This is a genomic window from Streptomyces luteogriseus (assembly GCF_014205055.1).
GTDB lineage: Bacteria > Actinomycetota > Actinomycetes > Streptomycetales > Streptomycetaceae > Streptomyces > Streptomyces luteogriseus.
On the sequence record NZ_JACHMS010000001.1, the window covers coordinates 5,070,314 to 5,095,991 of the forward strand.

Here is a 25,678-nt window from a genome sequence, read left to right on the forward strand (position 1 = left end):
TCAACTAGCCCCTACCTGACGTCTCCGCTCACGTCGTCGGGCTGATCACCCCTGCCCTGAACACCCCACGACTGACCGGGAGGGCCCTCGTGGCCACATTCCTCTACAAACTCGGCCGGCTCTCGTTCCGGCGGCGGCACTTCGTCGCCCTGATATGGGTGGCCCTGCTGACTCTCGCCGGTGTCGGCGCGGCCAGCGCCCCCGCCGCGGGCAACAGCTCGTTCTCCATCCCCGGCACCGAGGCCCAGAAGGCCTTCGACCTGTTGGAGCAGCGCTTCCCCGGCACCAGCGCCGACGGGGCCACCGCACGTGTCGTCTTCAAGGCGCCGAGCGGCGAGAAGATGACCGACCCCGGCAACAAGGCGACGGTCCAGGACACGGTGAAGGAGCTGTCCGACGGCTCCGAGGTCGTCCGCGTCACCGACCCGTACCAGGCGAAGGCCGTCAGCAAGGACGGCACTATTGCCTACGCGCAGGTGTCGTACAAGGTCTCCGGCATGGAGCTGGACGACGCCGCGAAGGACGCCCTCAAGGACAGCGCGCAGGACGCGCGGACGGCCGGGCTGACCGTCGAGATCGGCGGCGACGCCCTCCAGGCCGTGCCGCACACCGGCTCCAGCGAGATCATCGGCATCGCGGTCGCCGCGGTCGTCCTGGTCATCACCTTCGGTTCGCTGGTCGCGGCCGGTCTGCCGCTGCTGACGGCGCTCATCGGCGTGGGCATCGGCGTCTCCGCGATCACGGGCCTGGCCAGTGCGCTGGACCTGGGCTCGACCACCTCCACCCTCGCGATGATGATCGGCCTGGCCGTCGGCATCGACTACGCGCTGTTCATCGTCTCCCGCTACCGCGCCGAACTGGCCGAGGGCCGCGAGCGCGAGGAGGCGGCGGGCCGGGCCGTCGGCACGGCGGGCTCCGCGGTGGTCTTCGCGGGTCTGACCGTGGTGATCGCGCTGGTCGGCCTGTCCGTCGTCAACATCCCGATGCTGACGAAGATGGGCATCGCGGCGGCCGGCACGGTGGCCATCGCGGTCCTGATCGCCCTGACCATGATCCCGGCGCTGCTCGGCTACGCGGGCCGGAAGGTGAAGCCGATGGGGGAGAAGGGCAAGCTCCTCGGCCGGGCGAAGAAGCAGGACGAGCCGGGTGAGCAGGGCAAGCCGGCCAAGCCCAACCTGGGCACCCGCTGGGCGAGCTTCGTCGTCCGCCGCCCGCTCGCGGTCCTGCTCCTCGGCGTCATCGGCCTCGGCGCGGCGGCCGTCCCGGCGGCCTCCCTCGAACTGGGCCTGCCCGACGACGGCTCCCAGCCGACCTCCACCACCCAGCGCCGCGCCTACGACCTGCTGTCCGAGGGCTTCGGACCGGGCTTCAACGGCCCGCTGATGGTCGTCGTCGACGCGAAGGACAGCGACGACCCGAAGGCGGTCTTCACCCAGACCGGCGACGAGATCAAGGGCCTGAAGGACGTCGTCACGGTCACACCGGCGCAGCCCAACAAGGCCGGCGACACCGCCACCATCACCGTCATCCCCGGCTCCCAGCCGTCCTCCGTCACGACGGAGAACCTGGTGCACGGCATCCGGGACGCGGGCGCGGACATCAAGGCCGACACGGACGCGAACGTCCTGGTCACCGGCAGCACGGCGATGAACATCGACGTCAGCGAGAAGCTCAACGACGCGCTGGTGCCGTATCTGGTGCTGGTCGTCGGCCTGGCCTTCCTCCTGCTGATCGTGGTCTTCCGCTCGATCCTCGTCCCGCTGAAGGCCGCCCTCGGCTTCCTGCTGTCGGTGATGGCGGCCCTCGGCGCGGTCGTCGCGGTCTTCCAGTGGGGCTGGCTGTCCGGCCTGATGGGCGTCGAGCAGACCGGGCCCGTCATGTCGATGATGCCGATCTTCATGGTCGGTGTGGTCTTCGGCCTGGCGATGGACTACGAGGTGTTCCTCGTGACCCGGATGCGGGAGGCCTACGTCCACGGTGAGAAGCCCGGGCAGGCCGTGGTCACCGGGTTCCGGCACGGCGCGCGGGTCGTCACCGCCGCCGCGGTCATCATGATGGCGGTCTTCGCCGGCTTCATCGGCTCGTCCGAGTCGATGGTCAAGATGATCGGCTTCGGCCTCGCGATCGCGGTCTTCTTCGACGCGTTCATCGTCCGTATGGCCATCGTCCCGGCCGTCCTGGCCCTCCTCGGCCGCAAGGCCTGGTGGCTGCCCAGGTGGCTGGACCGGGCCCTGCCGAATGTCGACGTGGAGGGCGAGGCCCTGCGCGCCGCCTCCGGCGACGACGACGGAGACAGGGAACTGGTCCGCGTCTGACGGATCGCGCGAGACCGGCCGGTGAGGGCACCGTGGGGACGGTGCCCTCACCGGCCTCTCAGCGGCGGCGTGAACGACCGCGGAGAGGTCGCGTGGGGCGTGCCCGGGGTCTTGGATTCGCGGGCCGGGGCCGCCCGCCTTCGCTGACGGCGAGCGGCCCCGCCCCTGGCTCCTTAAGCCGCCTGTGGGTGGAGGACCACCTTCGTGTAGCCCTCGATGCGCTTGTCGAACTTCTCGTACGCCGACGAAGCCTGGTCGAGCGGCAGTTCGTGCGAGACGACGAAGCTGGGCTTCGCGCGATCCTCGATGATCATGTCCCGCAGGTGGCGGTTGTACCGCTTGACGTTGCACTGCCCGGTGCCCATGCGGAGCCCCTTCTCGAAGAGGCGCCCGACGGCGACCATCAGCATGCCCTTCTTGGACTGCTCGTCCGGACCGCCCGGGTCGCTCGGGACGTACAGGCCGGGCACGCCGAGTGCACCCGTCGGCCGGACCGTGTCGACCAGGGAGTTCAGCACGATCGCCGGTTCCTCGCGGTCCTCGCCCTGAGCCTGGGCCTGGTAGCCCACGGCGTCGATGCCCTTGTCGGTCCCCTCGCCGCCCGTCTGCTCCTTGATCTGCTCCGCCGGGCTGCCCTGGGTGAAGTCGACCGGGATCGCGCCGATCTCCCGGGCCTTCTGGAGGCGTTCCGCCACCCGGTCGACCACGAAGACCTTGCTCGCACCGCGCAGCATCGCGGAGTAGGCGGCCATCAGCCCGACCGGACCGGCGCCGTACACGGCGACCGTGTCACCGGGGCGTACGTCGGCCAGCTCGTTGCCGTGGTAGCCCGTCGGGAAGATGTCCGCGAGCAGGACGAAATCGGTCTCCTTCTCGGTGCCCTCCGGGAGCTTGAGGCAGTTGAAGTCGGCGTACGGGACCCGTACGTACTCCGCCTGGCCGCCCGTGTAGGGCCCCATGGCGACATAGCCGTAGGCGCCGCCGGCGAAGCCCGGGTTCACCGTCAGGCAGAAGCCCGTGAAGCCCGCCGAACAGTTCTTGCAGAACCCGCAGGCCACATTGAACGGCATGACCACCCGGTCGCCCTTGCTGAGGGTGGTGACCCCCTCTCCTGTCTCCTCGATCACTCCGAGGTTCTCGTGGCCGAACACGATGCCCGGCTCCGCGGCCGTGCGGCCCTCGTACATGTGCAGGTCGGAGCCGCAGATGGCCGTTGACGTGACCCGGACGAGCACATCGTTCGGGTGCTGAATGCGTGGATCCTCCACTTGCTCGATCGCTACCTCGAAGGGCCCCTTGTATACGACAGCCCTCATCGTCAAGCACCTCCGTCTGTGCCGTGGCTCATATACCAGGCTGGTGCATGATGAGACGATTTGCACCCAGAGGAGAAAGGAAGTAGGGCTTTGTCTCGTCGTATCGGCACCCTTCTCGTGGCGGTCTCCGGACTGTCCGGCACCACCTACCCCGTCGGGACCCGCGTGGCCATCCAGGGCAACGGCGGATCCGTCGACGGCTTCGTCGACGGCGACTGGCTGCCGCTCGCCTGGTGGGAGTTCGCGGACGTCCGGCCGGAGGACGCCACCAGCTGAAACGGTCTCGCGTGCCCCGTACACGGACCGCTAGCGTGCAGGGCATGACGACGACAGCCGCCACTGACGCCGAAGGTTCCGGAGCTCATCCCCGTTTCGCCGAGGCCCTGCGGGAGCTCGGGCTCGGAGATCTCGTGCCGCAGGTCCGCCGGTTCCCGGAGGCCACGCGCACCGCCGCCGAGGCCGCCGCCGCGGTCGGGTGCGAGCTGAGCCAGATCTGCAAGTCGCTGATCTTCGCCGCGGACAGGGTTCCGGTGCTCGTGCTCATGGACGGGGCCTCCCGGGTCGACCTCGAACTCGTCCGCAAGGAGCTCGGCGCCGACAAGGTCACCCGGGCCAAGGTGGACGTCGTCCGGGAGACCACCGGGTACGCCATCGGCGGAGTGCCGCCCTTCGGGCACAAGACCAGGACCCGCGTGCTCGCCGACCGCTCCCTGCTGGAGCACGACGTCGTCTGGGCCGCGGCCGGGACGCCGTACACCGTCTTCCCCATGGCCCCCGAGGACCTCGTCGCCCACGCCGACGGCACCCTGGTGGACGTGCGCGAGCGCACCTCGTGACCCCTCTGGTCACCGCCGCCGTTCTGCTCGCCGCCGTCACGCACGCCAGCTGGAACGCCATCGCCCACAAGATCACCGACAAGCTGGCCGGGTTCGCGCTGATCTCGGGCGGCGGCGTCCTGATCGGGCTGGCCCTCGCGCCCTTCGTGGCGTTCCCGGCGGCCGCGGCCTGGCCGTACCTGCTCTCCTCCGCCGCCATCCACATCGCCTACTACGCCCTGCTGATGAAGTCCTTCCGGCTGGGCGACTTCGGACAGGCCTACCCCATCGCCCGGGGCACCGCGCCCCTCGTCGTGACGGTGCTCGCCGCCCTCTTCGCACACGAGGTGCCCGACGGCTGGGCCGCCGCCGGGATCGCCCTGTCGTGCGCGGGGCTGACCGGCGTCGCCCTGTGGGGACTGCGCGGGCGGCGGCCCGACTGGGCGGCGATCGGAGCGGCCCTGGCCACGGGACTGACCATAGCGGTGTACACCGTCGTGGACGGGCTGGGCGTGCGGGCCTCCGGGTCCGCCCTCGGCTACATCGCCTGGCTCATGGCGGTCCAGGGGGTCGTCATCCCGGCGTACGCCGCGTGGCGCTGGCGCGGGAAGACCCTCGCCCTGCTGCGGCCGTTCGCCGGGGTCGGGCTGATCGGCGCGGCGCTGTCCGTCGCCGCCTACGCCCTCGTCCTGTGGGCGCAGACCAGGGCCGAACTCGCCCCCATCGCGGCCCTGCGCGAGTCGTCGATCATCGTCGGCGCGGCGATCGGCGCCGTGTTCTTCAAGGAACGCTTCGGGGTGCCGAGGATCGCGGCGGCCGGGCTGCTGGTCGTCGGCATCGGGTTGATGCTGCACGCCGGATAGGGGCCCGTCAGGCGGGTGCGCCCGGCCCGTGCGAGGAGCACCCTGGAACTAAGCGTTCCGGAGGTGATCGTCATGATGCACACCACCGTGGGGTGGCACGTCGAGATGGAGTTCACGGAGGACGACCAGCACACGCGGGCGGCCGCGATGGTCCGCCTTCCCGACGGCAGCGAGGTACGGGCGCACGGGCACGCCAGCCGGCACCGGACCGACGCGAATCAGCCGCGGGTCGGGGAGGAGATCGCCGGGGCCCGGGCACTCAACGAACTCGCCATGGCGTTGCTGACCAAGGCCCACGAGGAGATCGACCAGGCGTCCGGCCGGACCTCCCACCCCATCCACGTCTGACAGCCTCGGGGCTCACAGGGCCCGCACGAGTCACAGAGGCCCTACAGCCCCAGCACTCCCCGCACCGCCCGCACCAGCCCCTGCGCCCGAGGGTCCGCCGTCACCGTCTTGCGGAAACCGTTGGTGACGTAGCCGAAGGCGATCCCCGTCTCCGGGTCGGCGAATCCGAGGGCGCCGCCGCGGCCCGGGTGGCCGAAGGAACCGGGGGTGAGGAGCGGCGAGGCGCTGCCGTGCAGCATGTAGCCGAGGCCGAAGCGGGTGCCGACCACCAGGACCCGGTCGGGGCCGGCCGACTCCTCGGCCCGGGCCATGTCCACCGTCTCCGGCGTGAAGAGGCGCGCGGCGCCGGCCGTGTCGCCGATCAGGATCGCGTAGAAGCGGGCCAGTCCGTCCGCCGTCGCCATGGCGTTGGTCGCCGGGAGGGCGGTCGCGCGGTAGGCGGGGTCGTTCTGGTCCGGGAACGGGGAGATCGCGGCGAACGCCCGGCGCGTCAGGGAGGTCGGGTCCTCGTAGGCCTCGGTGACCGAGCGCTTCGGGCGGGCCCGCAGCCCCCCGGCCGGCTCGGCCCCCTCGACCCGGCCCACGCGCCCGACCCGGCCGGCCTCCGACTCCGGCAGGCCGAGCCAGAGGTCCAGCCCCAGCGGGCCGGTGACCTGCGACGCCAGCCACTCCCCGGTGTTCTGCCCGGTGACGCGCCGCACCAGTTCGTCGAGCAGCCAGCCGTAGGTGAGCGCGTGGTAGCCATGGCCGGTGCCGGGCTCCCAGGCCGGTGCCTGCGCCGCGACCGCCGCCGGTCCACGCAGCGGATCGAGGGCCTCCTGCGGGGTCAGCGGCCGGTCGAGGACCGGCAGCCCGGCCCGGTGGTTCAGCACGTGCCGGACCAGCACCCGCTCCTTGCCCTGCGCCTTGAACTCGGGCCAGTAATGCCCCACCGGCGCGTCCAGGTCCAGCTGCCCGCGCTGGTGCAGCAGCAGGAGCACGGCGGCCGCTACCCCCTTCGTCGCCGAGCGCACGACCTGGGCGGTGCCGCGCTCCCACGGGGCCGTGCCGTCGACGTCCTTGGTGCCGCCCCACAGGTCGACGACCTTCTGCCCGTCCCGGTAGACGGCGACCGCCGCGCCCCGGTCCCCGAGCGTCTCGAAGTTCCGTACGAACGCTTCCCTGACCGGCTCGAAGCCCTCGGCGACTGTGCCGTTCACGTCCACGTCCGCACTCCTCGAATGGCTCGGCTGCTCCGCTCTAGCCAAGCAGGATGGCCACGTCGATGTTCCCGCGGGTCGCGTTGGAGTACGGGCAGATCTCGTGGGCCGCGTCCACCAGCCTGGTGGCGAGGTCCGGGTCGACGACCGGCAGGGAGACGGTGAGGGCGACCGCGAGACCGTAGCCGCGCTGCCGGTTGGGGCCGATGCCGACCTTGGCGGCGACCGTGGAGCCGGCCAGGTCGTAGCCCTCGCGGTTGCCGACGAGGATCAGGGCGTTGTGGAAGCAGGCGCTGTAGCCGGCCGCGAAGAGCTGTTCCGGGTTGGTGCCGTTGCCGTCGCCGCCGAGCTGCGGGGGCATCGCGACCTTGAGGTCGAGCCGGCCGTCCTGGCTGGTGACGTAACCCTCGCGACCGCCGTGGGCGGTGGCCTCCGCCACGTACATGATCTTCGTCGGGCGGGTGTCGACGGCGGGTCCGTCAGTCATGCTGTCCTCCCCCGGAACCAAGTGTGCACAAACACATCGTGCACAAGGTACTGGCCGGTAACACGTGGGTCGCCACCAGGGGGTGGGCAACCGGGGGTAACCCTCAGCGGGCCCGGTCCGCCGCCGACTCCGCCCGCTCGGCCAGCCGCCACAGCTCCGCACGCAGCCGCCCGGCCTCCGTCCCGTCGAAGCCGGTCGCCGTGAGCAGCGCGCCGGGCACCCGCCCCGCGCGCTCCCGGAGGTCCTCCCCGCGCCCCGTCACGGCCACGAGCACCGACCGCTCGTCCCGCGCCGACCGCTCACGCCGGACCAGACCGGCCGCCTCCAGCCGCTTCAGCAGCGGCGAGACCGTGCCGTAGTCGAGGCGCAGGGCCGCGGCCAGCTCCTTGACCGTGGTCTCGCCGCGCTCCCAGAGCACCAGCAGGACCAGGTACTGGGGGTAGGTGAGGCCCAGCTCGTCGAGGAGCGGGCGGTACGCCGCCGTCACCGCGCGCTGGGCGGCGTACAGCGCGAAGCACAGCTGCTCGTCCAGCAGCAGCGATCCGTCGCTCTCCTCGTTCGTCACGCGCCCATTGTCACGGACGGGCCGCGGCCGCCGGGACGGAACGCGGATCGAAACCGAACGGCAGCTCCAGGCGGTGGGCCCGCATCAGCTCCTCGTCGGAGAGCAGCTCGCCGGTCGGCCCGTCGGCCGCGATCACCCCGTCGCTGAGGATCAGGGAGCGCGGGCACAGCTCCAGCGCGTAGGGCAGGTCGTGCGTGACCATCAGCACGGTCACGTCCAGGGAGCGCAGGATGTCCGCCAGTTCGCGTCGGGAGGCGGGGTCGAGGTTGGAGGAGGGCTCGTCCAGGACGAGGATCTCCGGCTCCATCGCCAGCACCGTCGCCACGGCCACCCGGCGGCGCTGCCCGAAGGACAGGTGGTGCGGCGGCCGGTCCTTGAACTCCGCCATGCCGACCCGCTCCAGCGCCCGGTCCACGCGCTCCTCCAGCTCGGGTCCCTTCAGCCCGGCCGCCGCCGGCCCGAACGCCACGTCCTCCCGGACCGTCGGCATGAACAGCTGGTCGTCCGGGTCCTGGAAGACGATGCCGACCCGGCGCCGGACCTCGGCCATGTTCCGCTTGTCGACGGGCAGCCCGGCGACCCGCACCGTGCCGGCGCCGCCGGTCAGGATGCCGTTGAGGTGCAGCACGAGGGTCGTCTTGCCGGCGCCGTTCGGCCCGAGCAGCGCGACCCGCTCACCGCGCGCGACCGAGAAGTCGACGCCGAAGAGGGCCTGGTGTCCGTCGGGGTAGGCGAAGGCGAGGCCGGAGACCTCCAGAGAAGCAGTCACAGGGACCATCCCAGCAGACAGACGAGCAGAGCGGCGCAGGGGAGGGCGAGGGCGTACGACCACTGCGCCCGGGACGCGGTCACCTCGTCGATGACCGGCATGGAACCGGCGTAACCGCGGCTGACCATGGCCAGGTGCACGCGCTCGCCGCGCTCGTAGGAGCGGATGAACAGCGCGCCCGCCGACTTGGCGAGCACGCCCCAGTGCTTGACGCCCTTCGCCTCGAAGCCGCGTGACTCCCGGGCGATCCGCATGCGCCGCATCTCGTCGGTGATGACGTCGCCGTAGCGGATCATGAAGGAGGCGATCTGCACGAGGAGCGGCGGGAGCTTGAGGCGCTGCAGGCCGAGAAGCAGTTCGCGCAGCTCGGTCGTGGCGGCCAGCAGTACCGAGGCCGCGACGCCGAGCGTGCCCTTGGCGAGCACGTTCCAGGCGCCCCACAGGCCGTTCACGCTCAGGGACAGACCGAGGACGTCGACCCGCTCGCCCTCCGCCACGAACGGCATGAGCACCGCGAACGCGACGAACGGCACCTCGATCAGCAGCCGCCGGAGCAGGAAGGCGGCGGGCACGCGCGCGATGTACGCGACGGCCCCGAGCAGTATCGCGTACAGCCCGAACGCCCACATCGCCTCGCGCGGCGTCGACACCACGACCACCACGAAGGCGAACACGGCGGCGAGCTTGGTGTGCGGCGGCAGGCCGTGCACGGGCGAGTGCCCGTGCCGGTACAGCTTGTGCGCGTGCCCGGCCCCCATGTCAGACGCTCGTCATGCCGGTGGTGTCCGACGGGGAGGCGTCGGCCGTACGGCGGCGGCGCACGGTCCAGAACACGCCGGTGCCCGCGACGACCGTGACGCCCACGCCGATGACGCCCGCGAGCCCCCCGGACAGGCGGGCGTCGTCGACGTCCTTGACGCCGTAGTCGGCGAGCGGGGAGTCGGCCACCGCGTGCTCCTCGGCCTTCTTGTCGATGCCGTGGTCGGTGGCGACCTTCTCCAGACCGTCGGGGTCGGCGGATGCGTAGAAGCTGACGAACCCGGCCAGCAGCAGGGAGGTGACCAGGCCGGCGGCCCACACCTTGCGGTGCGAGGTCCGGGCGGCCACCGGTGCGGGCTCGGGCTCGGCGCCGGGTGCGTCGACGAGCTCGCCGTTGACCCGCAGCTTGAGCTTCTGCGTCAGTCCGCGCGCCCCGTACACCAGGTCCGGGCGCACGGCGATGACCGCGCCGACGGTGAGGGCGGTGATCACGGCCTCGCCGATGCCGATGAGGACGTGCACACCGACCATGGCGGTGGCGACCTTGCCGAGGGAGACGTCGGTGGTGCCGCCGATCGCGTACATCAGCGTGAAGGCCAGCGCGGCGGCCGGGACGGAGACCAGGGCCGCGACGAACGAGGCCACCGTGACCGACCGGCGGGTGCGGGGCAGCAGCTTCACCAAGCCGCGGAAGAGGGCGTAGGCGACGACCGTCGTGACGATCGCCATGTTGGTGATGTTGACGCCGAGCGCGGTCAGGCCCCCGTCCGCGAACAGGATGCCCTGCATCAGCAACACGACGGAGACGCACAGCACCCCGGTGTAGGGGCCGACGAGGATCGCCGCCAGCGCGCCGCCGAGCAGATGGCCGCTGGTGCCCGCCGCGACGGGGAAGTTCAGCATCTGCACGGCGAAGATGAACGCCGCGACGAGTCCGGCCAGCGGCGCCGTGCGCTCGTCGAGTTCGCGGCGTGCGCCGCGCAGGCTCACGGCGACGGCGCCCGCGGCGATCACACCGGTGGCGGCTGAGGTGGGCGCGTTGATGAATCCGTCAGGTACATGCACCGTCCGATGATGTGGCTTGATGCGAACGATTTGCAAGAGCGTGCTGCTCGTTTTATCTCACCCGTGATATATGCACCCCAAAGCGCGCAATACGGAAAATATGCGACATTGGAGGAGGAGTGGACGGAGAGTTTCCACTCGGATCGCGCACGGTGAAGGGGCTGTCCGATGTCCGTAGTCGAGCAGTACGCACGAGCCCACATCGTCTCGGACGCGGCCGTGCCGCTCGTCGACGAGCTGGAGGCGGTCCCGGTCACCCTGCGGTACGACCCCGACCACGATCCCCGTTCGGTCCGCATGGCCCTGCCCGGCACCGGGGGACACGAGTGGATCTTCAGCCGCGATCTGCTGGAGGAGGGGATGCGGGCCCCCACCGGGAGCGGCGAGGTGCGGGTGTGGCCGTGCGGCCGGGTCCAGGTCGTCGTCGAGTTCCACTCCGCGCAGGGCGTGTCGGTGGTGCAGTTCGAGCGGCAGGCGCTGCTGCGGTTCCTGCGGCGGACGTACATGGCCGCCGCGGAACCCGTGACGCACTGAACCCGAGCCCTGCCCCGCCCTCTGCCGAGGTGTTCAGCCGCCCATCTTCAGCAGCGCCGCCACGATCGGGCCGGCCGTCGAACCGCCGTGCCCGCCCTGCTGGACGACGCCCGCGGCGGCCAGGTCGCCCCGGTAGGCCGTGAACCAGCCGTTCGGCTTCTTCTGCCCGTCCACCTCGGCGGACCCGGTCTTCGCCCCGACGTCGCCGCCGACCCCGGCCATCGCCTCCGCGGCCGTGCCGTACGCGGCTGTGTACGACATCAGCTCACGCAGCTGGGAGAGGGTGCTCGCCGGCATCGTGCGCGAGGCCTTGGCCAGCGTGCGTCCGTCCACGTCCGGGGAGACCAGATAGGGCTGGTGGAAGGTGCCGGACTTGACGGTCGCCGACACCGACGCCATGTTCAGCGGGTTCATGCGGACCCCGCCCTGTCCGATCAGCGACGCGCCCATCTGGGCCGCCGACTGCACCGGCACCGCGCCGTCGAAGCTCGGCACACCGATCGCCCAGTTGTTCAGCCCCAGGCCGAAGACCTGCTGGGCCTCCTTGGTCAGGTCGTCGGCCTTGAGCTTCGGCGCCTGGCTGATGAAGGCCGTGTTGCAGGAGCGGGCGAAGCTCGCCTTGAAGGTGCCGTTCTTGATCTCGAACTTGTCGTCGTTCTGGAACTTCCAGTGGCCGTACGTGAAGTACTTCGGGCACGGGTGTTTCTTGTCCGCCAGGGCCAGGCCCTTCTCCAGCAGCAGCGACGAGGTGATGACCTTCATCGTGGAGCCCGGGGCCAGGGAACCCTGGAACGCGGTGTTGAAGCCGGGGGAGGCGTTGGCGGCGGCCAGGATCTCGCCGGTCGACACCCGCAGCAGGACCACCGACGAGCGCGCCTTCTTCGCGACCTGCTTCTCGGCGGCCGCCTGCAGGGCCGGGTCCAGCGTGGTCTTCACCGTGCCCGGTGTGCCCTTGCTCAGCTCCAGCAGGGTCTTGTCGGAGAGATCCTTGGCCTTGGCGGCCTTGCCACGCACGACCCGGAGCTCGATACCGGCCTTGCCGCCGGCCTTCTTGCCGTACTTCTCGCGCAGCCCGTCCAGGATCGGGCCGATGGAGGCATACGTGGCCTTGGTCAGCTCGCCGCCGTCCCGGTCGAGGGCCTTGACCGGGGGCGTGCCCGCCTCGCCGGTGACCAGCTCGTCGCCGTCCTTCAGGTCCGGGTGGACGATCGCGGAGTGCCAGTCGACCAGGGGCTTTCCGTCGGAGGTGCGGCGCGTGACGGTCAGTGCGCTGTCGTACGCCAGCGGCTTGTCCGTGCCCTTGTAGGACACCGTGCCCTTGACGGAGAACGGCACCTTGTCACCGGCGGGCCTGCCCGGGGTGAGGGTGACGTCCTTGATGTGGGCGTCCTTGGTGTAGCCGGTGAGCAGCGGCCGGGCGGCGGAGGGGTCGTCGGTGACCGCGGCGGCCCGGGGGACCCTTCCGGACTGCCAGGCGGTGAGGAAGGTGCGGGCGGCGCCGGTGACTTCGGCCCGCGACAGCGGGCCGGTCTTCACCTTCGCCTTCTGGTCCGCCGCCCGCGTCCCGTCGTCGGCAGCGGCGCCGCCGCCGAACAGCGCGTAGGCCCCCGCCCCGGCGCCCACGACGACCACGGCGATCATCCCGCCGACCACGGCGGGTCTCGTCTTCCGTCGCTCGGCGACGCGCCTTCTGTTGCCCACTGCTGTTCGTTCCTCCGCGAATCTCCAGGGTCCCCGTTGCCCTCAGCTGTCCCAACGACGGCCACCACCCTAGAGTCCCGTCCTCCTGAGGTGAGATCAGCCACCTGTTCGTAGCACGGCTGCGACAATCGGCCCGGCCGCGTCGCCGCCGTGACCGCCCTCCTCGCTCATGGCCGCCGCGGCGATGTCGTCGCGGAACCCGGTGAACCAGCTGTTGGACTCGGCGTTGCCGTCGACCTCGGCGGAACCGGTCTTGGCGCCGATGTCACCGCCGAGCCCGGCCATGGCCTCCATGGCGGTGCCCTGCGTCGCGGTGAGCCGCATCATCTGCTTGAGCTGGGCCGCGGTGCTCGACCGCAGACCGCGGGCCTGGGCCAGATCCCGGCCGTCCAGCTCCGGCGAGACCAGGTAGGGCTGACGGAAGGCGCCGGTGATCGCGGTCGCGGTGACCGAGGCCATGTTCAGCGGGCTCATCTGGACCTGGCCCTGCCCGATGGCGCCCGCCGCCCGGTCCGGCCCGTCGACCGTGGGGACGCTGCCGTCGAACGACACGATGCCGGTCTTCCAGTCGTCCTGCCCCAGGCCGAAGCGCTCCTCGGCCTCCTGGGTCAGCGACGCGTCCGTGAGCGGCTTCTCGTCGATGAGCTTGATGAAGGCGGTGTTGCAGGACCGCATGAAGCTGTTCGCGAGCGTGGCGTTCTCGTTGGGCTTCATGTTCGTGAGGTTCTTGAAGGTCTGGCTCTGCCACACGGCGGTGTCGGGGCAGGGAGCCGGGCCGTTCATCGAGGTCACGCCGTTGTCGATGAGCATCGCGGCGGTGATGATCTTCATGGTGGAGCCGGGTGCGGCCTGGCCCTCGAAGGCCGCGTTGAAGCCGTCCGTACGGTTGTTCGCCACGGCCAGCACCTCGCCGGTGCTGGGCTTGACGGCCACCACCGACGACTGGGCGAACCGCTTGACCGCCTTCTCGGCCGCCGCCTGCGCGCTCGGGCTGATCGTGGTGGTGAGCTTGCCCGGCCTGCCCTTGGCCAGGGTGAGCAGCGGGGTGTCGGGAGAGCCGTCACCCTCGTGCCGGATGACGAGCTCGATGCCCGGGCTGCCGCCGGCCTTCTCGCCGTACTTGTCGCGCAGGGCGTCCAGGACCGGGCCGAGGGAGGGGTACTTCTCCTTCGTCAGCTCGGTGCCGTCGCGGCCCACGGCCTCGATGGGCGGGGTGGCCGACCGCTCGGTGACGAGGGTGTCGTTCTTCTTCAGCTCGGGATGCACGACGGAGGGCTGCCAGTCGACCAGCGCCCGCCCCGTGGTCAGCCCGCGCACGACCTTCAGCTCGCTCTTGTAGCTCAGCGGCTCGGACTTCCCGCCGTAGGCCACCTTCGCCTTCACCGTGTACGGCACGGTGGTGCCCCGGGCGGCGCCGGGCGTGATCTTCACGTCGGTGATGTGCGCGTCGTCGGCGAAGGCGCCGAGCAGCTGCTCGGCGGCCGCGTCGTTGTTCGTGTACGACGCCGCCTCCGCGGTCGCTCCCGTCCGCCAGGCCGCGAAGAACCTGGCGGTGGTCTCCTCGACCTCGTCCTTGTCGGGCGCCCCCGTCCTCTTCCCGGAGGCGACCCCGCCGGTGCCGCCCCCGTCACCGTTCAGCGCGTTGACGACGTTGTAGGTGCCGTACCCGGCCCCACCCACCATCACCGCGAACACGCCGCCTATGACGGCGGCTTTGACCCCCTTGCCCATCGGTACGTCCCCTCCCCGTTGAGCCCCCCGCGCGCTTCCTTTGAACGCGTTCAGAAAGCTCGATCCCGGGAGCACTCTATGCGCAAGCGGTTACCACGGGGGCGGGCGTTTCGATTTTTGACCGAAGGCCGGTCAGACCCAGGTGTCCAGCCACATCCGCGACCGCCAGTCGTCGATCGGGATGGCCTGGCCCGTGTACAGCGGCCAGAAATAGATGAAGTTCCAGGTGATCAGCAGGACCAGGACGCCCGCGGCCGTGGCGCCCGCGACGCGGCGGGTGTCGGTGGAGCGGGGTGGGCCGATGATCGCGCCGAGGAGCATCGCCACCGCCAGGCACAGGAACGGCAGGAAGACGACGGCGTAGAAGAAGAAGATCGTGCGCTCCTGGTACATGAACCAGGGGAGGTAGCCGGCCGCGATGCCGCAGGCGATGGCGCCCGCGCGCCAGTCGCGGCGGAAGAACCAGCGCCACAGCACGTAGAGGACCGCGAAGCAGGCGACCCACCACAGCAGCGGCGTGCCGAGGGCGAGGACCTCCCGGGCGCACTTCTCGCCCGCGTCGGCGGGGCAGCCGTCCTTGCCGGGTGCCGGGGACTCGTAGAAGTACGACACCGGGCGGCCGAGGACCAGCCAGCTCCACGGGTTGGACTGGTACGTGTGCGGCGAGGACAGCCCGACATGGAACTCGTACACCTGGTGCTCGTAGTGCCACAGGCTGCGCAGCCAGTCGGGCAGGAAGGACCAGGTGCCGCCCTTGCCGCTGGTCGCGGCCCAGTTGCGGAAGTAGCCGCCGGAGCCGTTCGTCGCGGAGAGGATCCAGCCGGTCCAGGACAGGACGTAGGTGAGCAGGGCGACCGGGACCGTGGCGAGGAACGCGAGGCCCGTGTCGCGCTTGAGGACCGCCCCGTACGGGTGACGGGCGCCGGCGACCCGGCGCGAACCGACGTCCCACAACACCGCCATCAGGCAGAACGCGGCCAGGATGTAGAGGCCGTTCCACTTCGTGCCGATGGCCAGGCCCAGCATCAGGCCCGCCGCCCAGCGCCAGGGGCGCCACCCCAGGCGGGCCGTCTCCGCCGCGTGCCGGTCGGGCCGGGCCCGGCCGTCCTCGTCCAGCGGCAGCGCGGCGGCGAGCTTCTCGCGGGCCCTGTCCCGGTCGACCAGCAGACAACCGAACGCGGCCAGCACGAAGAACATCAGCACGCTGTCGAGCAGCGCCGTGCGGCTCATCACGAAGTGCAGCCCGTCCACCGCCATCAGCGCGCCCGCGAGACACCCCAGGAAGGTGGAGCGGAACAGGCGCCGGCCGATCCGGCACAGCAGCAGCACCGACAGCGTGCCGAGCAGCGCCGTCATGAACCGCCAGCCGAAGGGGTCGAACCCGAACATCAGCTCGCCGAGCCCGATGACGTACTTGCCGACCGGCGGGTGCACCACGTACGCCGCGTCGGTCGGAAGCGTGACGTTCCCGCCCGAGGACAGGACCAGGTCGTTGGCGTTCTTGTCCCAGTTGAGCTCGAACCCGCGGTGGACCAGCGCCCACGCGTCCTTCGCGTAATACGTCTCGTCGAATATCACCGCCCTGGGGCTGCCCAGGTTCCAGAACCGCAGCACCCCCGCCAGCAGCGTGACCAGCAGCGGGCCGATCCAGCCCGACCAGCGCACCAGCCGGCCCGCGAGCTTGTGCGGGACGCCGAGCGCCGCCCACAGGCGCGGGGAGGGCTCGGTGTACGGCGGCACCAGGCGGTCACGGACGTCACGGGCGTCGCTTCTGGGCTGCCCCTGGTAGCCGAAGCGGCGCAGCCGCTGCTGCCAGGACGGTCGCTGGTCGAGCGGCGCCTGGCCCTGCCGGGTGTCCGTGGAGGACGCGGTACTGGTCACCGCGCCATCGTAGGGAACCGTTCTGTGTGAGTCCCGTGCATGGCCGGTATGCGTCCGCATCCTCCGCCCCTGGGAGGAGTCCGCACCCTCCGCCCCTGGGAGGATGGGGGCGTGATCGGAACCCTCGTACTCGCAGGCACCCCCATCGGCGACATCGCGGACGCCCCGCCCCGGCTCGCCGAGGAACTGGCCGGAGCCGATGTGATCGCCGCCGAGGACACGCGGCGGCTGCGCCGGCTGACCCAGGCGCTCGGCGTCACGCCCAAGGGCCGGGTGGTGTCGTACTTCGAGGGCAACGAGTCCGCCCGGACGCCGGAGCTGGTCGAGGAGCTCGTGGGCGGGGCGCGGGTGCTGCTCGTCACGGACGCGGGGATGCCGTCCGTGTCCGACCCGGGGTACCGGCTGGTAGCCGCCGCGGTCGAGCGGGAGGTGCGGGTCACCGCCGTGCCCGGGCCGTCCGCGGTGCTCACCGCGCTCGCGCTGTCCGGGCTGCCCGTCGACCGGTTCTGCTTCGAGGGGTTCCTGCCGCGCAAGGCGGGGGAGCGGCTGGGGCGGTTGCGGGAGGTCGCGGGCGAGCGGCGCACGCTCGTCTACTTCGAGGCTCCCCACCGGCTCGACGACACGCTGTCGGCGATGGCCGAGGTGTTCGGGGCGGAGCGACGGGCCGCGGTCTGCCGGGAGCTGACCAAGACGTACGAGGAGGTCCGGCGGGGCGGGCTCGGGGAGCTGGCCGAGTGGGCCGCCGAGGGCGTGCGCGGGGAGATCACCGTCGTCGTGGAGGGCGCGCCGGAGAAGGGGGCCGAGGAGGTCGGGCCGGAGGAGCTGGTGCGGCGGGTGAGGGTGCGGGAGGAAGCGGGGGAGCGGCGCAAGGAGGCGATCGCCGCGGTGGCGGTGGAGGCCGGGGTGCCGAAGAGGGTTGTCTTCGATGCCGTGGTCGCTGCGAAGAACTCGGCGGGGTGACCCGGGGGGGCTCCGGGTGGTTCGCGGGGGGCGGGTCGTGTGTGGTTGATCGCGCAGTTCCTCGCGCTCCCGGACAGGTAGCCCCTGTCTGAGCAGGGCGCATGTCGTTTGAGCGTGCGCCCCATGGGTGGGCAAAGCGCAAGGGGCGCAGGGGCAAGGGAAGCCCAAATCGGGGCCAACAGTCGACAGGTCTGCTGCCATCGGTCCGGCCGAGGAGTCCACTGGGTCGCGGGGACGGAATCGTCCTCACGCCACAGCGGACCAACAGGAGCTGGCATGAGTGAGATCGCAGGGCAGACCGGGCTCCGCGCCGGTGCGACCGCAGTCGTCAACGAGTCCTACTCCTTCGCCTGCATGAGGTGCGGGCACGGCTGGGAGCAGTCGTACGAGATAGAGCACCACACGGACGCCGCGGGTCACGAGTTCGTCCTCTACGTCGCGGACGGCAAGGTCGTGCCCTCCCCGTTGAGCAAGCCCGAGTGTCACAACTGCGACAGTCACGTCGTGCGGATCATGCGGCCCGGGCGGGTCGCCTCGGCACGTGACGCGGCGCACCGGCCGTCCCGCGTGCCACCACGCGCCGGCCCCGCGGAGGCACCCAGGGCGGACGCCGAGACCGGGGCGAGGGCCGACCGGGAGCAGCGCGAGCACCACCACTGGCACCTGTCCGACCTGCTGCACCCCTTCCAGCGCAAGGCGAGCTGACCCGTCCGGCTTCCCTTGTCGACGCCCTCCCCGGGCCTCCTCCATCGGGGAGGGCGTGCCCCTTTCGTAGGATCGGGGCATGCCTTCGAACGTCTCCGGCCGCCAGGACAAGAACGCGGCCCCGCCCCTCCCGGAGCCCCTGCGGGTGCCGGTCGCCGACTCCCACACCCACCTGGACATGCAGTCCGGCACGGTCGAGGAGGCGCTGGCGAAGGCGGCGTCGGTCGGAGTGACGACGGTCGTGCAGGTCGGCTGCGACATCAAGGGGTCGCGGTGGGCCGCGGAGACGGCGGCCGCGCACGACGCCGTCCACGCGACGGTCGCCCTGCACCCGAACGAGGCGCCCCGGATCGTGCACGGCGACCCCGACGGCTGGTCGAGGCAGGGCGCGCGCGAACCCGGCGGCCCGGCGGCCCTGGACGACGCGCTCGCCGAGATCGACCGGCTCGCCGCGTTGCCCCAGGTCAAGGGCGTCGGTGAGACCGGCCTCGACTACTTCCGCACCGGGCCCGAGGGCAAGGACGCGCAGGAGCGGTCCTTCCGCGCCCACATCGAGATCGCCAAGCGGCACGGCAAGGCCCTGGTCATCCACGACCGCGAGGCCCACGCCGACGTCCTGCGCGTGCTGAAGGAGGAGGGCGCCCCCGAGCGGACCGTCTTCCACTGCTACTCCGGCGACGCCGAGATGGCGGAAATCTGCGCGGGCGCGGGCTACTTCATGTCCTTCGCCGGCAACGTCACCTTCAAGAACGCCCAGAACCTGCGGGACGCGGTGGCGGTGGCCCCGATGGAGCTCCTCCTCGTGGAGACGGACGCGCCCTTCCTCACCCCGGCGCCCCACCGCGGGCGGCCCAACGCCCCCTACCTGGTGCCGATCACCGTGCGGGCCATGGCCGAGGTGCGCGGCATCGACGAGGACACGCTGGCCGCGGCCCTCGGCGCGAACACGGCACGCGCGTTCGGGTACTGACCGCTGCCGCCGACCCCGCCGCACGACTGTGCGTAGTCGCGTCGCTTTGGAGAGTGACGACCGCTCCGCTAGGTTCTGGGGGCCCGATCCGGACCCCTCTGGACCCCTCCGGCCCCTGGAGCGGCGTGAGCAACGCGCGGTACGAGACGTACGAGACGTATGGCCCGGCCTACGCCGACCCGGTGTACGGCGGTTTCGACGGGCCACCGGCCGGTCTGCACGGCGCAGAGACGCTCGCCCACCGGACACCCGGAGCCCCCGGCGCCTACGAGGACACCTACCGGCCGGCCTACGAGGCGCCGACCCTGCCCGCCTACGAGGCGCCGACCCTGCCGGCCCATGAGATGCCGACCCTGCCCGCCTACGAGGCGCCGACCCTGCCCGGGCTGCCCCGGCAGGGCGCTCCGGACGGCGAGCCCGCGCCCGGACTCGCGGGGTACTCCGACCCGGGCACGGGTGCGCGCGCCGGGTCGCGTGCCGCGGCGCGCAACGGCTCGCACCGCAGGTCCGCGCGCCGGCGCAAGGCGCGCTACGCCGAGCGCCCCGACAGCCCCATGCGGCGACTGCTCCCGCAGGCCCTGGTCGTCGCCTTCCTCGCCGGCGGCACCACGGCGTTCGTCGCCGAGGACAAGGCGATCGAGCTGAACGTCGACGGCGAGACCCGCACGCTGCACACCTTCGCCGACGACGTCACCGAGCTGCTGACGGAGGAGGGCGTCGAGATCGGCGCCCACGACGTGGTGGCACCCGGGCCCGGCACGGAGATCAGCAGCGGCGACGAGGTCACCGTGCACTACGCCCGCCCCGTGCGGCTCACCCTCGACGGACACCGCCGTGAGCTGTGGACGACCGCCCACACGGTGGAGGGGGCGCTTCGGCAGCTCGGGGTGCGGCAGGAAGGCGCGTACGTGTCCACCTCACGCTCGCGGCGCATCGGGCGCGAGGGGCTGGCGCTGGACGTGCGGACCGAGCGCACGGTCACGATCATGGCGGACGGCCGCGCCCGCACCGTACGCACCAACGCGGCGACCGTACGGGAGGCCGTCGCGGAGGCCGGGATCACCCTGCACGGCCAGGACACCACCTCGGTCCCGCAGGGCAGCTTCCCGCGCGATGGGCAGACCGTGACCGTGCTGCGGATCACCGGCGGCAAGGAGGTCCGCGAGGAGCCGATCCCCTTCCAGGTGCGGCGGACGGAGGACCCGACCCTGTTCCGGGGCACGGAGGTCGTGGAGCGGGCGGGCGAGCCCGGACTGCGCCGGATCACCTTCTTCCTGCGCACGGTCAACGGCGTGCGGCAGAAGCCGCGCCGGATCAGCTCCGAGGTGGTGCGCGAGCCCCGCGCGCAGGTGGTGAAGGTCGGCACCAAGCAGCGCCCGGCCTCGGTGCGGGGCGCCGACCACCTCGACTGGCAGGGCCTCGCGGCCTGCGAATCCGGCGGCCGGCCCGACGCGGTCGACTCCTCCGGCACCTACGGCGGCCTCTACCAGTTCGACACCCGGACCTGGCAGGCCCTCGGCGGCACCGGCCGTCCCCAGGACGCCCCGGCGGCGGAGCAGACGTACCGGGCGAAGAAGCTGTACGTGCGGCGCGGGGCCAGCCCGTGGCCGCACTGCGGGGGACGGCTGCGCGGGTAGGCCCCGGCGCGGCCCCCGTACCCTTGTCCCGTGACCAGCAGCCCCACCCCCGACGCCCTTCTGGGCCCCGCCGACATCCGCGAGCTCGCGGCAGCCCTCGGCGTGCGCCCGACCAAGCAACGCGGACAGAACTTCGTGATCGACGCGAACACCGTCCGCCGTATCGTCCGCACCGCACAGGTCCGCCCCGACGACGTGGTCGTCGAGGTCGGCCCGGGCCTCGGGTCGCTCACCCTCGCGCTGCTGGAGGCCGCCGACCGGGTCACGGCGGTGGAGATCGACGACGTGCTGGCCGGCGCCCTGCCCGCGACCATCGCGGCCCGCATGCCCGAGCGCGCCGACCGGTTCGCCCTGGTCCACTCGGACGCCATGCACGTCACCGAGCTGCCGGGCCCCGCCCCGACCGCGCTGGTCGCCAACCTCCCGTACAACGTGGCCGTCCCGGTCCTGCTGCACATGCTCGACACCTTCCCGACCATCGAGCGCACCCTCGTCATGGTCCAGGCGGAGGTCGCCGACCGGCTCGCCGCCCCGCCCGGCTCGAAGGTCTACGGCGTCCCCTCGGTCAAGGCCAACTGGCACGCCGAGGTCAAGCGCGCCGGTTCCATCGGGCGGAACGTGTTCTGGCCGGCGCCCAACGTCGACAGCGGCCTGGTCTCCCTGGTCCGCCGGAGCGAGCCGCTGAAGACGACGGCGTCCAAGCGCGAGGTGTTCGCCGTCGTCGACGCGGCGTTCGCCCAGCGCCGCAAGACGCTGCGGGCCGCCCTCTCCGGCTGGGCGGGTTCCGCCGCCGCGGCCGAGGAGGCCCTGGTCGCCGCCGGGGTCTCGCCGCAGGCCCGGGGCGAGTCGCTGACGGTGGAGGAGTTCGCGCGTATCGCCGAGCACAAGGCGACCCCTCACCAGGAGAAGGAGACCGCGTGAGCGTCACGGTCCGCGTCCCGGCCAAGGTCAACGTCCAGCTGGCGGTCGGCGCCGCCCGCCCCGACGGCTTCCACGACCTCGCCAACGTCTTCCTCGCGGTCGGCCTCTACGACGAGATCACCGTCACCCCGGCCGACGGGCTCCGGATCACCTGCGACGGCCCGGACGCCGACCAGGTCCCCCTGGACCGTACGAACCTGGCCGCGCGGGCCGCCGAAGCGCTCGCCGCACGGTACGGCCGCAGCCCCGACGTCCACGTCCACATCGCCAAGGACATCCCCGTCGCCGGCGGCATGGCGGGAGGCAGCGCGGACGGCGCCGGCGCCCTGGTGGCCTGCGACGCGCTGTGGGGGACCGGGGCCTCCCGCGACGAACTCCTGGAGATCTGCGCCGAGCTGGGCAGCGACGTGCCGTTCAGCCTGGTCGGCGGGGCCGCCCTCGGCATCGGCCGGGGCGAGCGGCTGACGCCCCTGGAAGTCGGCGGCACCTTCCACTGGGTGTTCGCGATGGCCGGGCGGGGCCTGTCCACCCCGGCGGTCTTCCGCGAGTTCGACCGGCTCGGCGAGGGCACGGACATTCCCGAACCGGTCGCCTCCGGGGAACTCCTCGCCGCTCTCGCCAAGGGCGACCCGGACGCGCTCGCCGCCGCCGTCTCCAACGACCTCCAGCCCGCCGCGCTCTCCCTCTTCCCGGAACTCGCCGGCACTCTGGCCGCGGGCCGGGCCGCCGGCGCTCTCACCGCACTCGTCTCGGGCTCCGGGCCGACCACCGCGTTCCTGGTCCGCGACCCGGAGGCGGCCGCCGCGGTGGCGCAGGCGCTGATGTCGTCCGGGACGTGCCGGACGGTGCGCACGGCAGCGGGCCCGGTGCCCGGGGCGACGGTCGCCGGGCGTTAATCACGTGCCCCGGCGGCTGCCGGGCGCCTAGGCTCTCCCGGTTGTTTCATGAGGGGGGCGCGGGCGTGCGGGAACTGGTCGCGGCGGTACGGCGCGGGGACGCGGACGAGGTCACGGCACTGCTGGAGTCCGGGGCCGACCCCGACACCCTCGCCGACGGCCTGCCGGTCCTCTGCCTCGCGGTGGAGGCGTACGACGAACCCGTCGCCGAAGCGCTGCTTCGGGCCGGAGCCGACCCGCTGCGCCGGCTGCCCGACGGGAGCACCCCGCTGCTGCGGGCGGTGGACGGCGGGTCACACCTGCTGACCTACGCGCTCGCCACCAGTCGGATCCCGCTCCCGGCACCGGCGCGCGCCGAACTGCTGGCCCGGGCCCGGCGATGGGCCGAGGCGGGCGCGGAGGCCGGACTGCGCCGCGTCACCGGACTCATCGGGCCCATCGAGCGGATCCGGGTCCGGCACGACGAGATCGGCTGGTGGTGCGAGCAGTTCACGCTCGGCGGGATGACCGTGCGCGACGAGCACCGGGCGGTGCTCACGTCCATGGAGGAGCGCTACGGGATCCGTACGCCCTTCGACGAACTGGTCGCCCGGGCCCTCGCTCACCCCGACCGTGGCCACGTCGTCTGGTCGGACGTGGTCTTCACCCTCGGCCGCCGACTGGACGAGGAGACATGGCAGTGGACCAGGGACCTCCTCAACCACCCCGACCGGCTGCACCGCCTGCTGGCGGCGGAGACGCTGCTGTTTCTGATCCTCGGCGACCCCGTCAAGGGAAGCGCTCCGTTCTGGGAGCGGGGCAGGGAGCTGGTGCCCTGGGCCGAACAGGAGGAGGACCCGGAGGTGCTGGCAGCCCTCCTGAACGCGATCACCCATGACAGCGCCCCCGAGATCGAGGCCGTGGGGCTGTTGCACCTCACCCACCCGGATCCGAGGGTGCGCTCCCTGGTGCCGGACACCCTGGAGCGCTCCGAGGACGGCCGCTTCCAGGTCCGCCCCGAGAGCCTCACCACGGTGCTCACCCTGGCCGGTGACGAGGACCCCGGCGTGCGCGAGGCCGCCTGCCGCTGGCTCGGCCACTACCGGGGGATCGAGCCCGAGGTGGGGGACGCGCTGGTCGCGCTCACCCACGACGAGACGCAGCCGATCCGCATCTGCGCCGTCTCCGGCCTGGCCTACCGCGACGACCCGCGCTGCGTGGAGGCCGAGCACCGCATCGGCCCCGTGGCCCCGGAACTGCGCGGCGACGAACGACTGCTGGACGTGTGGCGCTACCGGCGGCGCCGGGAGGAGGCGGACGGCGGCTGACCGCCCCGGCCGGAGCACCCCTGCGCGCGACTACCCTGGAGGGTCGATCCATCCCCCTTGGCAGGAGAGTAATGGCCGTCAACCTGGTCAATGTCGAGAACGTCAGCAAGGTGTACGGCACCCGCGCCCTGCTCGACGGCGTCTCCCTCGGCGTCTCCGAAGGGGAGCGCATCGGTGTCGTCGGCCGCAACGGCGACGGCAAGACCACGCTCATCCGCATGCTCGCCAAGCAGGAGGACGCCGACACCGGCCGCGTCACCCACTCCGGCGGGCTGCGCCTGGGGGTGCTCACCCAGCACGACTCCCTCGGCCCCGAGGCCACCGTCCGCCACGAGGTCATCGGCGACATGGCCGACCACGAGTGGGCGGGCGTCGCCAAGGTCAGGGACGTGCTGACCGGCCTGTTCGGCGGGCTCGACCTGCCGGGGTTCCCCAAGGGGCTGGACACCGTCATCGGCCCGCTCTCGGGTGGTGAGCGGCGCCGGATCGCGCTGGCCAAGCTGCTCATCGAGGACCAGGACCTGCTCGTCCTGGACGAGCCCACCAACCACCTCGACGTCGAGGGCATCGCCTGGCTCGCCCGGCATCTGCAGACCCGCAGGTCGGCGCTGGTGTGCGTCACCCACGACCGGTGGTTCCTGGACCAGGTGTGCACGCGCATGTGGGACGTCCAGCGCGGCACGGTCTACGAGTACGAGGGCGGCTACTCCGACTACGTCTTCGCCCGGGCCGAGCGCGAGCGCATCGCCGCCACCGAGGAGGCCAAGCGGCAGAACCTGGTCCGCAAGGAGCTGGCCTGGCTGCGCCGCGGGGCGCCCGCCCGTACGTCCAAGCCGCGCTTCCGCGTCGAGGCCGCCAACGAGCTCATCGCGGACGTACCGCCGCCCCGGGACAGCAGTGAGCTGATGAAGTTCGCCTCCACCCGGCTGGGCAAGACCGTGTTCGACCTGGAGGACATCACCGTCCAGGCGGGCCCCAAGGTCCTCCTCAAGCACGTCACCTGGCAGCTCGGGCCCGGCGACCGGATCGGCCTCGTCGGCGTCAACGGCGCCGGGAAGACGTCCCTGCTGCGGGCCATGGCCGAGGCCGCCCGGTCCGACGGCGAGACCCAGCCCGTCGGCGGGCGCGTCCGCGTCGGCAGGACGGTGAAGCTGGCCTACCTCTCCCAGGAGGTCGCCGAACTCGACCCGGCCACGCGCGTGCTGGAGGCCGTGCAGCAGGTGCGCGAGCGCGTCGACCTCGGCAAGGGGCGCGAGATGACCGCCGGGCAGCTGTGCGAGACGTTCGGCTTCACCAAGGAGAAGCAGTGGACGCCCGTCGGCGACCTGTCCGGCGGTGAGCGCCGCCGGCTCCAGCTGCTCCGTCTGCTCATGGACGAGCCCAACGTGCTCTTCCTCGACGAGCCCACCAACGACCTCGACATCGAGACGCTGAACCAGCTGGAGGACGTACTCGACGGCTGGCCCGGCTCCATGATCGTCATCTCCCACGACCGGTTCTTCATCGAGCGCACCACCGACCGGGTGTTCGCCCTGCTCGGCGACGGCGCCCTCAGGATGCTGCCGCGCGGCATCGACGAGTACCTGGAGCGGCGGCAGCGCATGGAGGAGGCCGCGGCCGCCTCGGCACCCGCCGCCGTGTCGCAGAACGCCGCCCCGGAGAAGAGCGCCGCCGACCAGCGCGCCGCCAAGAAGGAGCTCCAGAAGATCGAGCGGCAGCTCGACAAGGTCTCCGAGAAGGAGACCAAGCTCCACGCTCAAATCGCCGAAAACGCCACGGACTTCGCAAAGGTTGCCGAACTGGACACCGAGCTGCGGGAGTTGGCCGGTCAGCGCGAGGAGCTGGAGATGCGCTGGCTGGAACTCGCCGAGGACGCGTGAAGGGTGCGTGAAGACGCATAACGACGGCATCACGGGCCGGTCCTCCCTTGGGAA

24 protein-coding genes are annotated in these 25,678 nt (G+C 72.0%); 14 read left to right on the forward strand and 10 right to left on the reverse strand.

From position 1 onward, the window contains the following. The first annotated feature begins 89 nt into the window (after positions 1–89). On the forward strand, positions 90–2,315 hold the full coding sequence (locus BJ965_RS22535) for an MMPL family transporter (protein WP_184910316.1): 2,226 nt from the start codon (positions 90–92) through the stop codon (positions 2,313–2,315). A 173-nt stretch (positions 2,316–2,488) separates the two neighbouring features. Here BJ965_RS22535 and BJ965_RS22540 read toward each other — a convergent pair whose 3' ends face one another. After that, positions 2,489–3,631, reverse strand: a complete 1,143-nt coding sequence (locus tag BJ965_RS22540; protein ID WP_184910317.1) for a glutathione-independent formaldehyde dehydrogenase — start codon at positions 3,629–3,631, stop codon at positions 2,489–2,491. A gap of 90 nt (positions 3,632–3,721) precedes the next feature. Between BJ965_RS22540 and BJ965_RS22545 the strand changes: the two genes are divergently transcribed. The 4 genes from BJ965_RS22545 to BJ965_RS22560 all read left to right on the forward strand — a co-directional run bounded on the left by BJ965_RS22545 (position 3,722) and on the right by BJ965_RS22560 (position 5,657). Continuing rightward, positions 3,722–3,907, forward strand: coding sequence for a hypothetical protein (locus BJ965_RS22545; RefSeq protein WP_184910318.1), 186 nt, complete (start codon positions 3,722–3,724; stop codon positions 3,905–3,907). A gap of 44 nt (positions 3,908–3,951) precedes the next feature. Next, positions 3,952–4,467: a YbaK/EbsC family protein gene (locus tag BJ965_RS22550; protein WP_184910319.1), complete on the forward strand. Its 516-nt coding sequence runs from the start codon at positions 3,952–3,954 to the stop codon at positions 4,465–4,467. Beyond that, the gene (locus BJ965_RS22555; protein ID WP_184910320.1) at positions 4,464–5,309 is read left to right on the forward strand and encodes a DMT family transporter; all 846 of its coding nucleotides are present in this window, start codon (positions 4,464–4,466) and stop codon (positions 5,307–5,309) included. Before BJ965_RS22550 ends, BJ965_RS22555 begins: the two co-directional genes overlap by 4 nt. 72 nt (positions 5,310–5,381) lie before the next feature. Beyond that, on the forward strand, positions 5,382–5,657 hold the full coding sequence (locus BJ965_RS22560; protein WP_030844963.1) for a DUF1876 domain-containing protein: 276 nt from the start codon (positions 5,382–5,384) through the stop codon (positions 5,655–5,657). A 41-nt stretch (positions 5,658–5,698) separates the two neighbouring features. Here the strand turns inward: BJ965_RS22560 and BJ965_RS22565 are convergent, their stop codons facing one another. The 6 genes from BJ965_RS22565 to BJ965_RS22590 all read right to left on the reverse strand — a co-directional run bounded on the left by BJ965_RS22565 (position 5,699) and on the right by BJ965_RS22590 (position 10,501). Next, complete coding sequence (locus tag BJ965_RS22565; RefSeq protein ID WP_184910321.1) at positions 5,699–6,862, reverse strand: serine hydrolase domain-containing protein; 1,164 nt, start codon at positions 6,860–6,862, stop codon at positions 5,699–5,701. A 34-nt stretch (positions 6,863–6,896) separates the two neighbouring features. After that, positions 6,897–7,343: an organic hydroperoxide resistance protein gene (locus BJ965_RS22570; RefSeq protein ID WP_184910322.1), complete on the reverse strand. Its 447-nt coding sequence runs from the start codon at positions 7,341–7,343 to the stop codon at positions 6,897–6,899. A gap of 103 nt (positions 7,344–7,446) precedes the next feature. After that, positions 7,447–7,908: a MarR family winged helix-turn-helix transcriptional regulator gene (locus BJ965_RS22575; RefSeq protein WP_184910323.1), complete on the reverse strand. Its 462-nt coding sequence runs from the start codon at positions 7,906–7,908 to the stop codon at positions 7,447–7,449. Positions 7,909–7,918: 10 nt separating this feature from the next. Continuing rightward, a complete protein-coding gene (locus tag BJ965_RS22580; protein ID WP_184910324.1) occupies positions 7,919–8,686 on the reverse strand; it encodes an energy-coupling factor ABC transporter ATP-binding protein in 768 nt (255 codons plus the stop codon). After that, on the reverse strand, positions 8,674–9,435 hold the full coding sequence (gene cbiQ / locus BJ965_RS22585) for a cobalt ECF transporter T component CbiQ (RefSeq protein WP_184910325.1): 762 nt from the start codon (positions 9,433–9,435) through the stop codon (positions 8,674–8,676). Before cbiQ ends, BJ965_RS22580 begins: the two co-directional genes overlap by 13 nt. Before the next feature lies 1 nt (position 9,436). Continuing rightward, the gene (locus BJ965_RS22590) at positions 9,437–10,501 is read right to left on the reverse strand and encodes an energy-coupling factor ABC transporter permease (RefSeq protein WP_184910326.1); all 1,065 of its coding nucleotides are present in this window, start codon (positions 10,499–10,501) and stop codon (positions 9,437–9,439) included. A gap of 168 nt (positions 10,502–10,669) precedes the next feature. On the opposite strand from BJ965_RS22590, the gene BJ965_RS22595 reads away from it, so the two are divergent. Beyond that, positions 10,670–11,035: an SsgA family sporulation/cell division regulator gene (locus BJ965_RS22595; RefSeq protein ID WP_184910327.1), complete on the forward strand. Its 366-nt coding sequence runs from the start codon at positions 10,670–10,672 to the stop codon at positions 11,033–11,035. Positions 11,036–11,068: 33 nt separating this feature from the next. On the opposite strand, the gene BJ965_RS22600 is transcribed toward BJ965_RS22595, so the two are convergent. From BJ965_RS22600 to BJ965_RS22610, 3 genes are all read right to left on the reverse strand, one after another. Continuing rightward, on the reverse strand, positions 11,069–12,736 hold the full coding sequence (locus tag BJ965_RS22600; RefSeq protein WP_184910328.1) for a penicillin-binding transpeptidase domain-containing protein: 1,668 nt from the start codon (positions 12,734–12,736) through the stop codon (positions 11,069–11,071). Between the two features lie 96 nt (positions 12,737–12,832). Then, the gene (locus tag BJ965_RS22605; RefSeq protein WP_184910329.1) at positions 12,833–14,467 is read right to left on the reverse strand and encodes a penicillin-binding transpeptidase domain-containing protein; all 1,635 of its coding nucleotides are present in this window, start codon (positions 14,465–14,467) and stop codon (positions 12,833–12,835) included. 132 nt (positions 14,468–14,599) lie between these two features. Then, positions 14,600–16,348, reverse strand: a complete 1,749-nt coding sequence (locus BJ965_RS22610; protein WP_184910330.1) for a dolichyl-phosphate-mannose--protein mannosyltransferase — start codon at positions 16,346–16,348, stop codon at positions 14,600–14,602. Between the two features lie 111 nt (positions 16,349–16,459). Here BJ965_RS22610 and rsmI point away from each other — a divergent pair, with 111 nt between their 5' ends. From rsmI to BJ965_RS22650, 8 genes are all read left to right on the forward strand, one after another. Then, positions 16,460–17,308 (forward strand): 16S rRNA (cytidine(1402)-2'-O)-methyltransferase, encoded by an 849-nt coding sequence (rsmI, locus tag BJ965_RS22615; protein WP_184910331.1) that lies wholly within the window; start codon positions 16,460–16,462, stop codon positions 17,306–17,308. A 276-nt stretch (positions 17,309–17,584) separates the two neighbouring features. Further along, positions 17,585–18,013: a hypothetical protein gene (locus tag BJ965_RS22620; RefSeq protein ID WP_184910332.1), complete on the forward strand. Its 429-nt coding sequence runs from the start codon at positions 17,585–17,587 to the stop codon at positions 18,011–18,013. A gap of 79 nt (positions 18,014–18,092) precedes the next feature. After that, positions 18,093–18,983 (forward strand): TatD family hydrolase, encoded by an 891-nt coding sequence (locus tag BJ965_RS22625; RefSeq protein ID WP_184910333.1) that lies wholly within the window; start codon positions 18,093–18,095, stop codon positions 18,981–18,983. 125 nt (positions 18,984–19,108) lie between these two features. After that, the gene (locus tag BJ965_RS22630) at positions 19,109–20,620 is read left to right on the forward strand and encodes a resuscitation-promoting factor (protein WP_184910334.1); all 1,512 of its coding nucleotides are present in this window, start codon (positions 19,109–19,111) and stop codon (positions 20,618–20,620) included. Positions 20,621–20,650: 30 nt separating this feature from the next. Beyond that, positions 20,651–21,541, forward strand: a complete 891-nt coding sequence (gene rsmA / locus BJ965_RS22635) for a 16S rRNA (adenine(1518)-N(6)/adenine(1519)-N(6))-dimethyltransferase RsmA (protein ID WP_184910335.1) — start codon at positions 20,651–20,653, stop codon at positions 21,539–21,541. Further along, positions 21,538–22,437, forward strand: a complete 900-nt coding sequence (locus tag BJ965_RS22640) for a 4-(cytidine 5'-diphospho)-2-C-methyl-D-erythritol kinase (protein ID WP_184910336.1) — start codon at positions 21,538–21,540, stop codon at positions 22,435–22,437. The genes rsmA and BJ965_RS22640 overlap by 4 nt, the downstream gene beginning before the upstream one ends. Positions 22,438–22,502: 65 nt before the next feature. Continuing rightward, positions 22,503–23,744, forward strand: coding sequence for a HEAT repeat domain-containing protein (locus tag BJ965_RS22645; RefSeq protein WP_184910337.1), 1,242 nt, complete (start codon positions 22,503–22,505; stop codon positions 23,742–23,744). 71 nt (positions 23,745–23,815) lie between these two features. Next, positions 23,816–25,624, forward strand: coding sequence for an ABC-F family ATP-binding cassette domain-containing protein (locus BJ965_RS22650; protein WP_184910338.1), 1,809 nt, complete (start codon positions 23,816–23,818; stop codon positions 25,622–25,624). Positions 25,625–25,678: the final 54 nt, after the last annotated feature.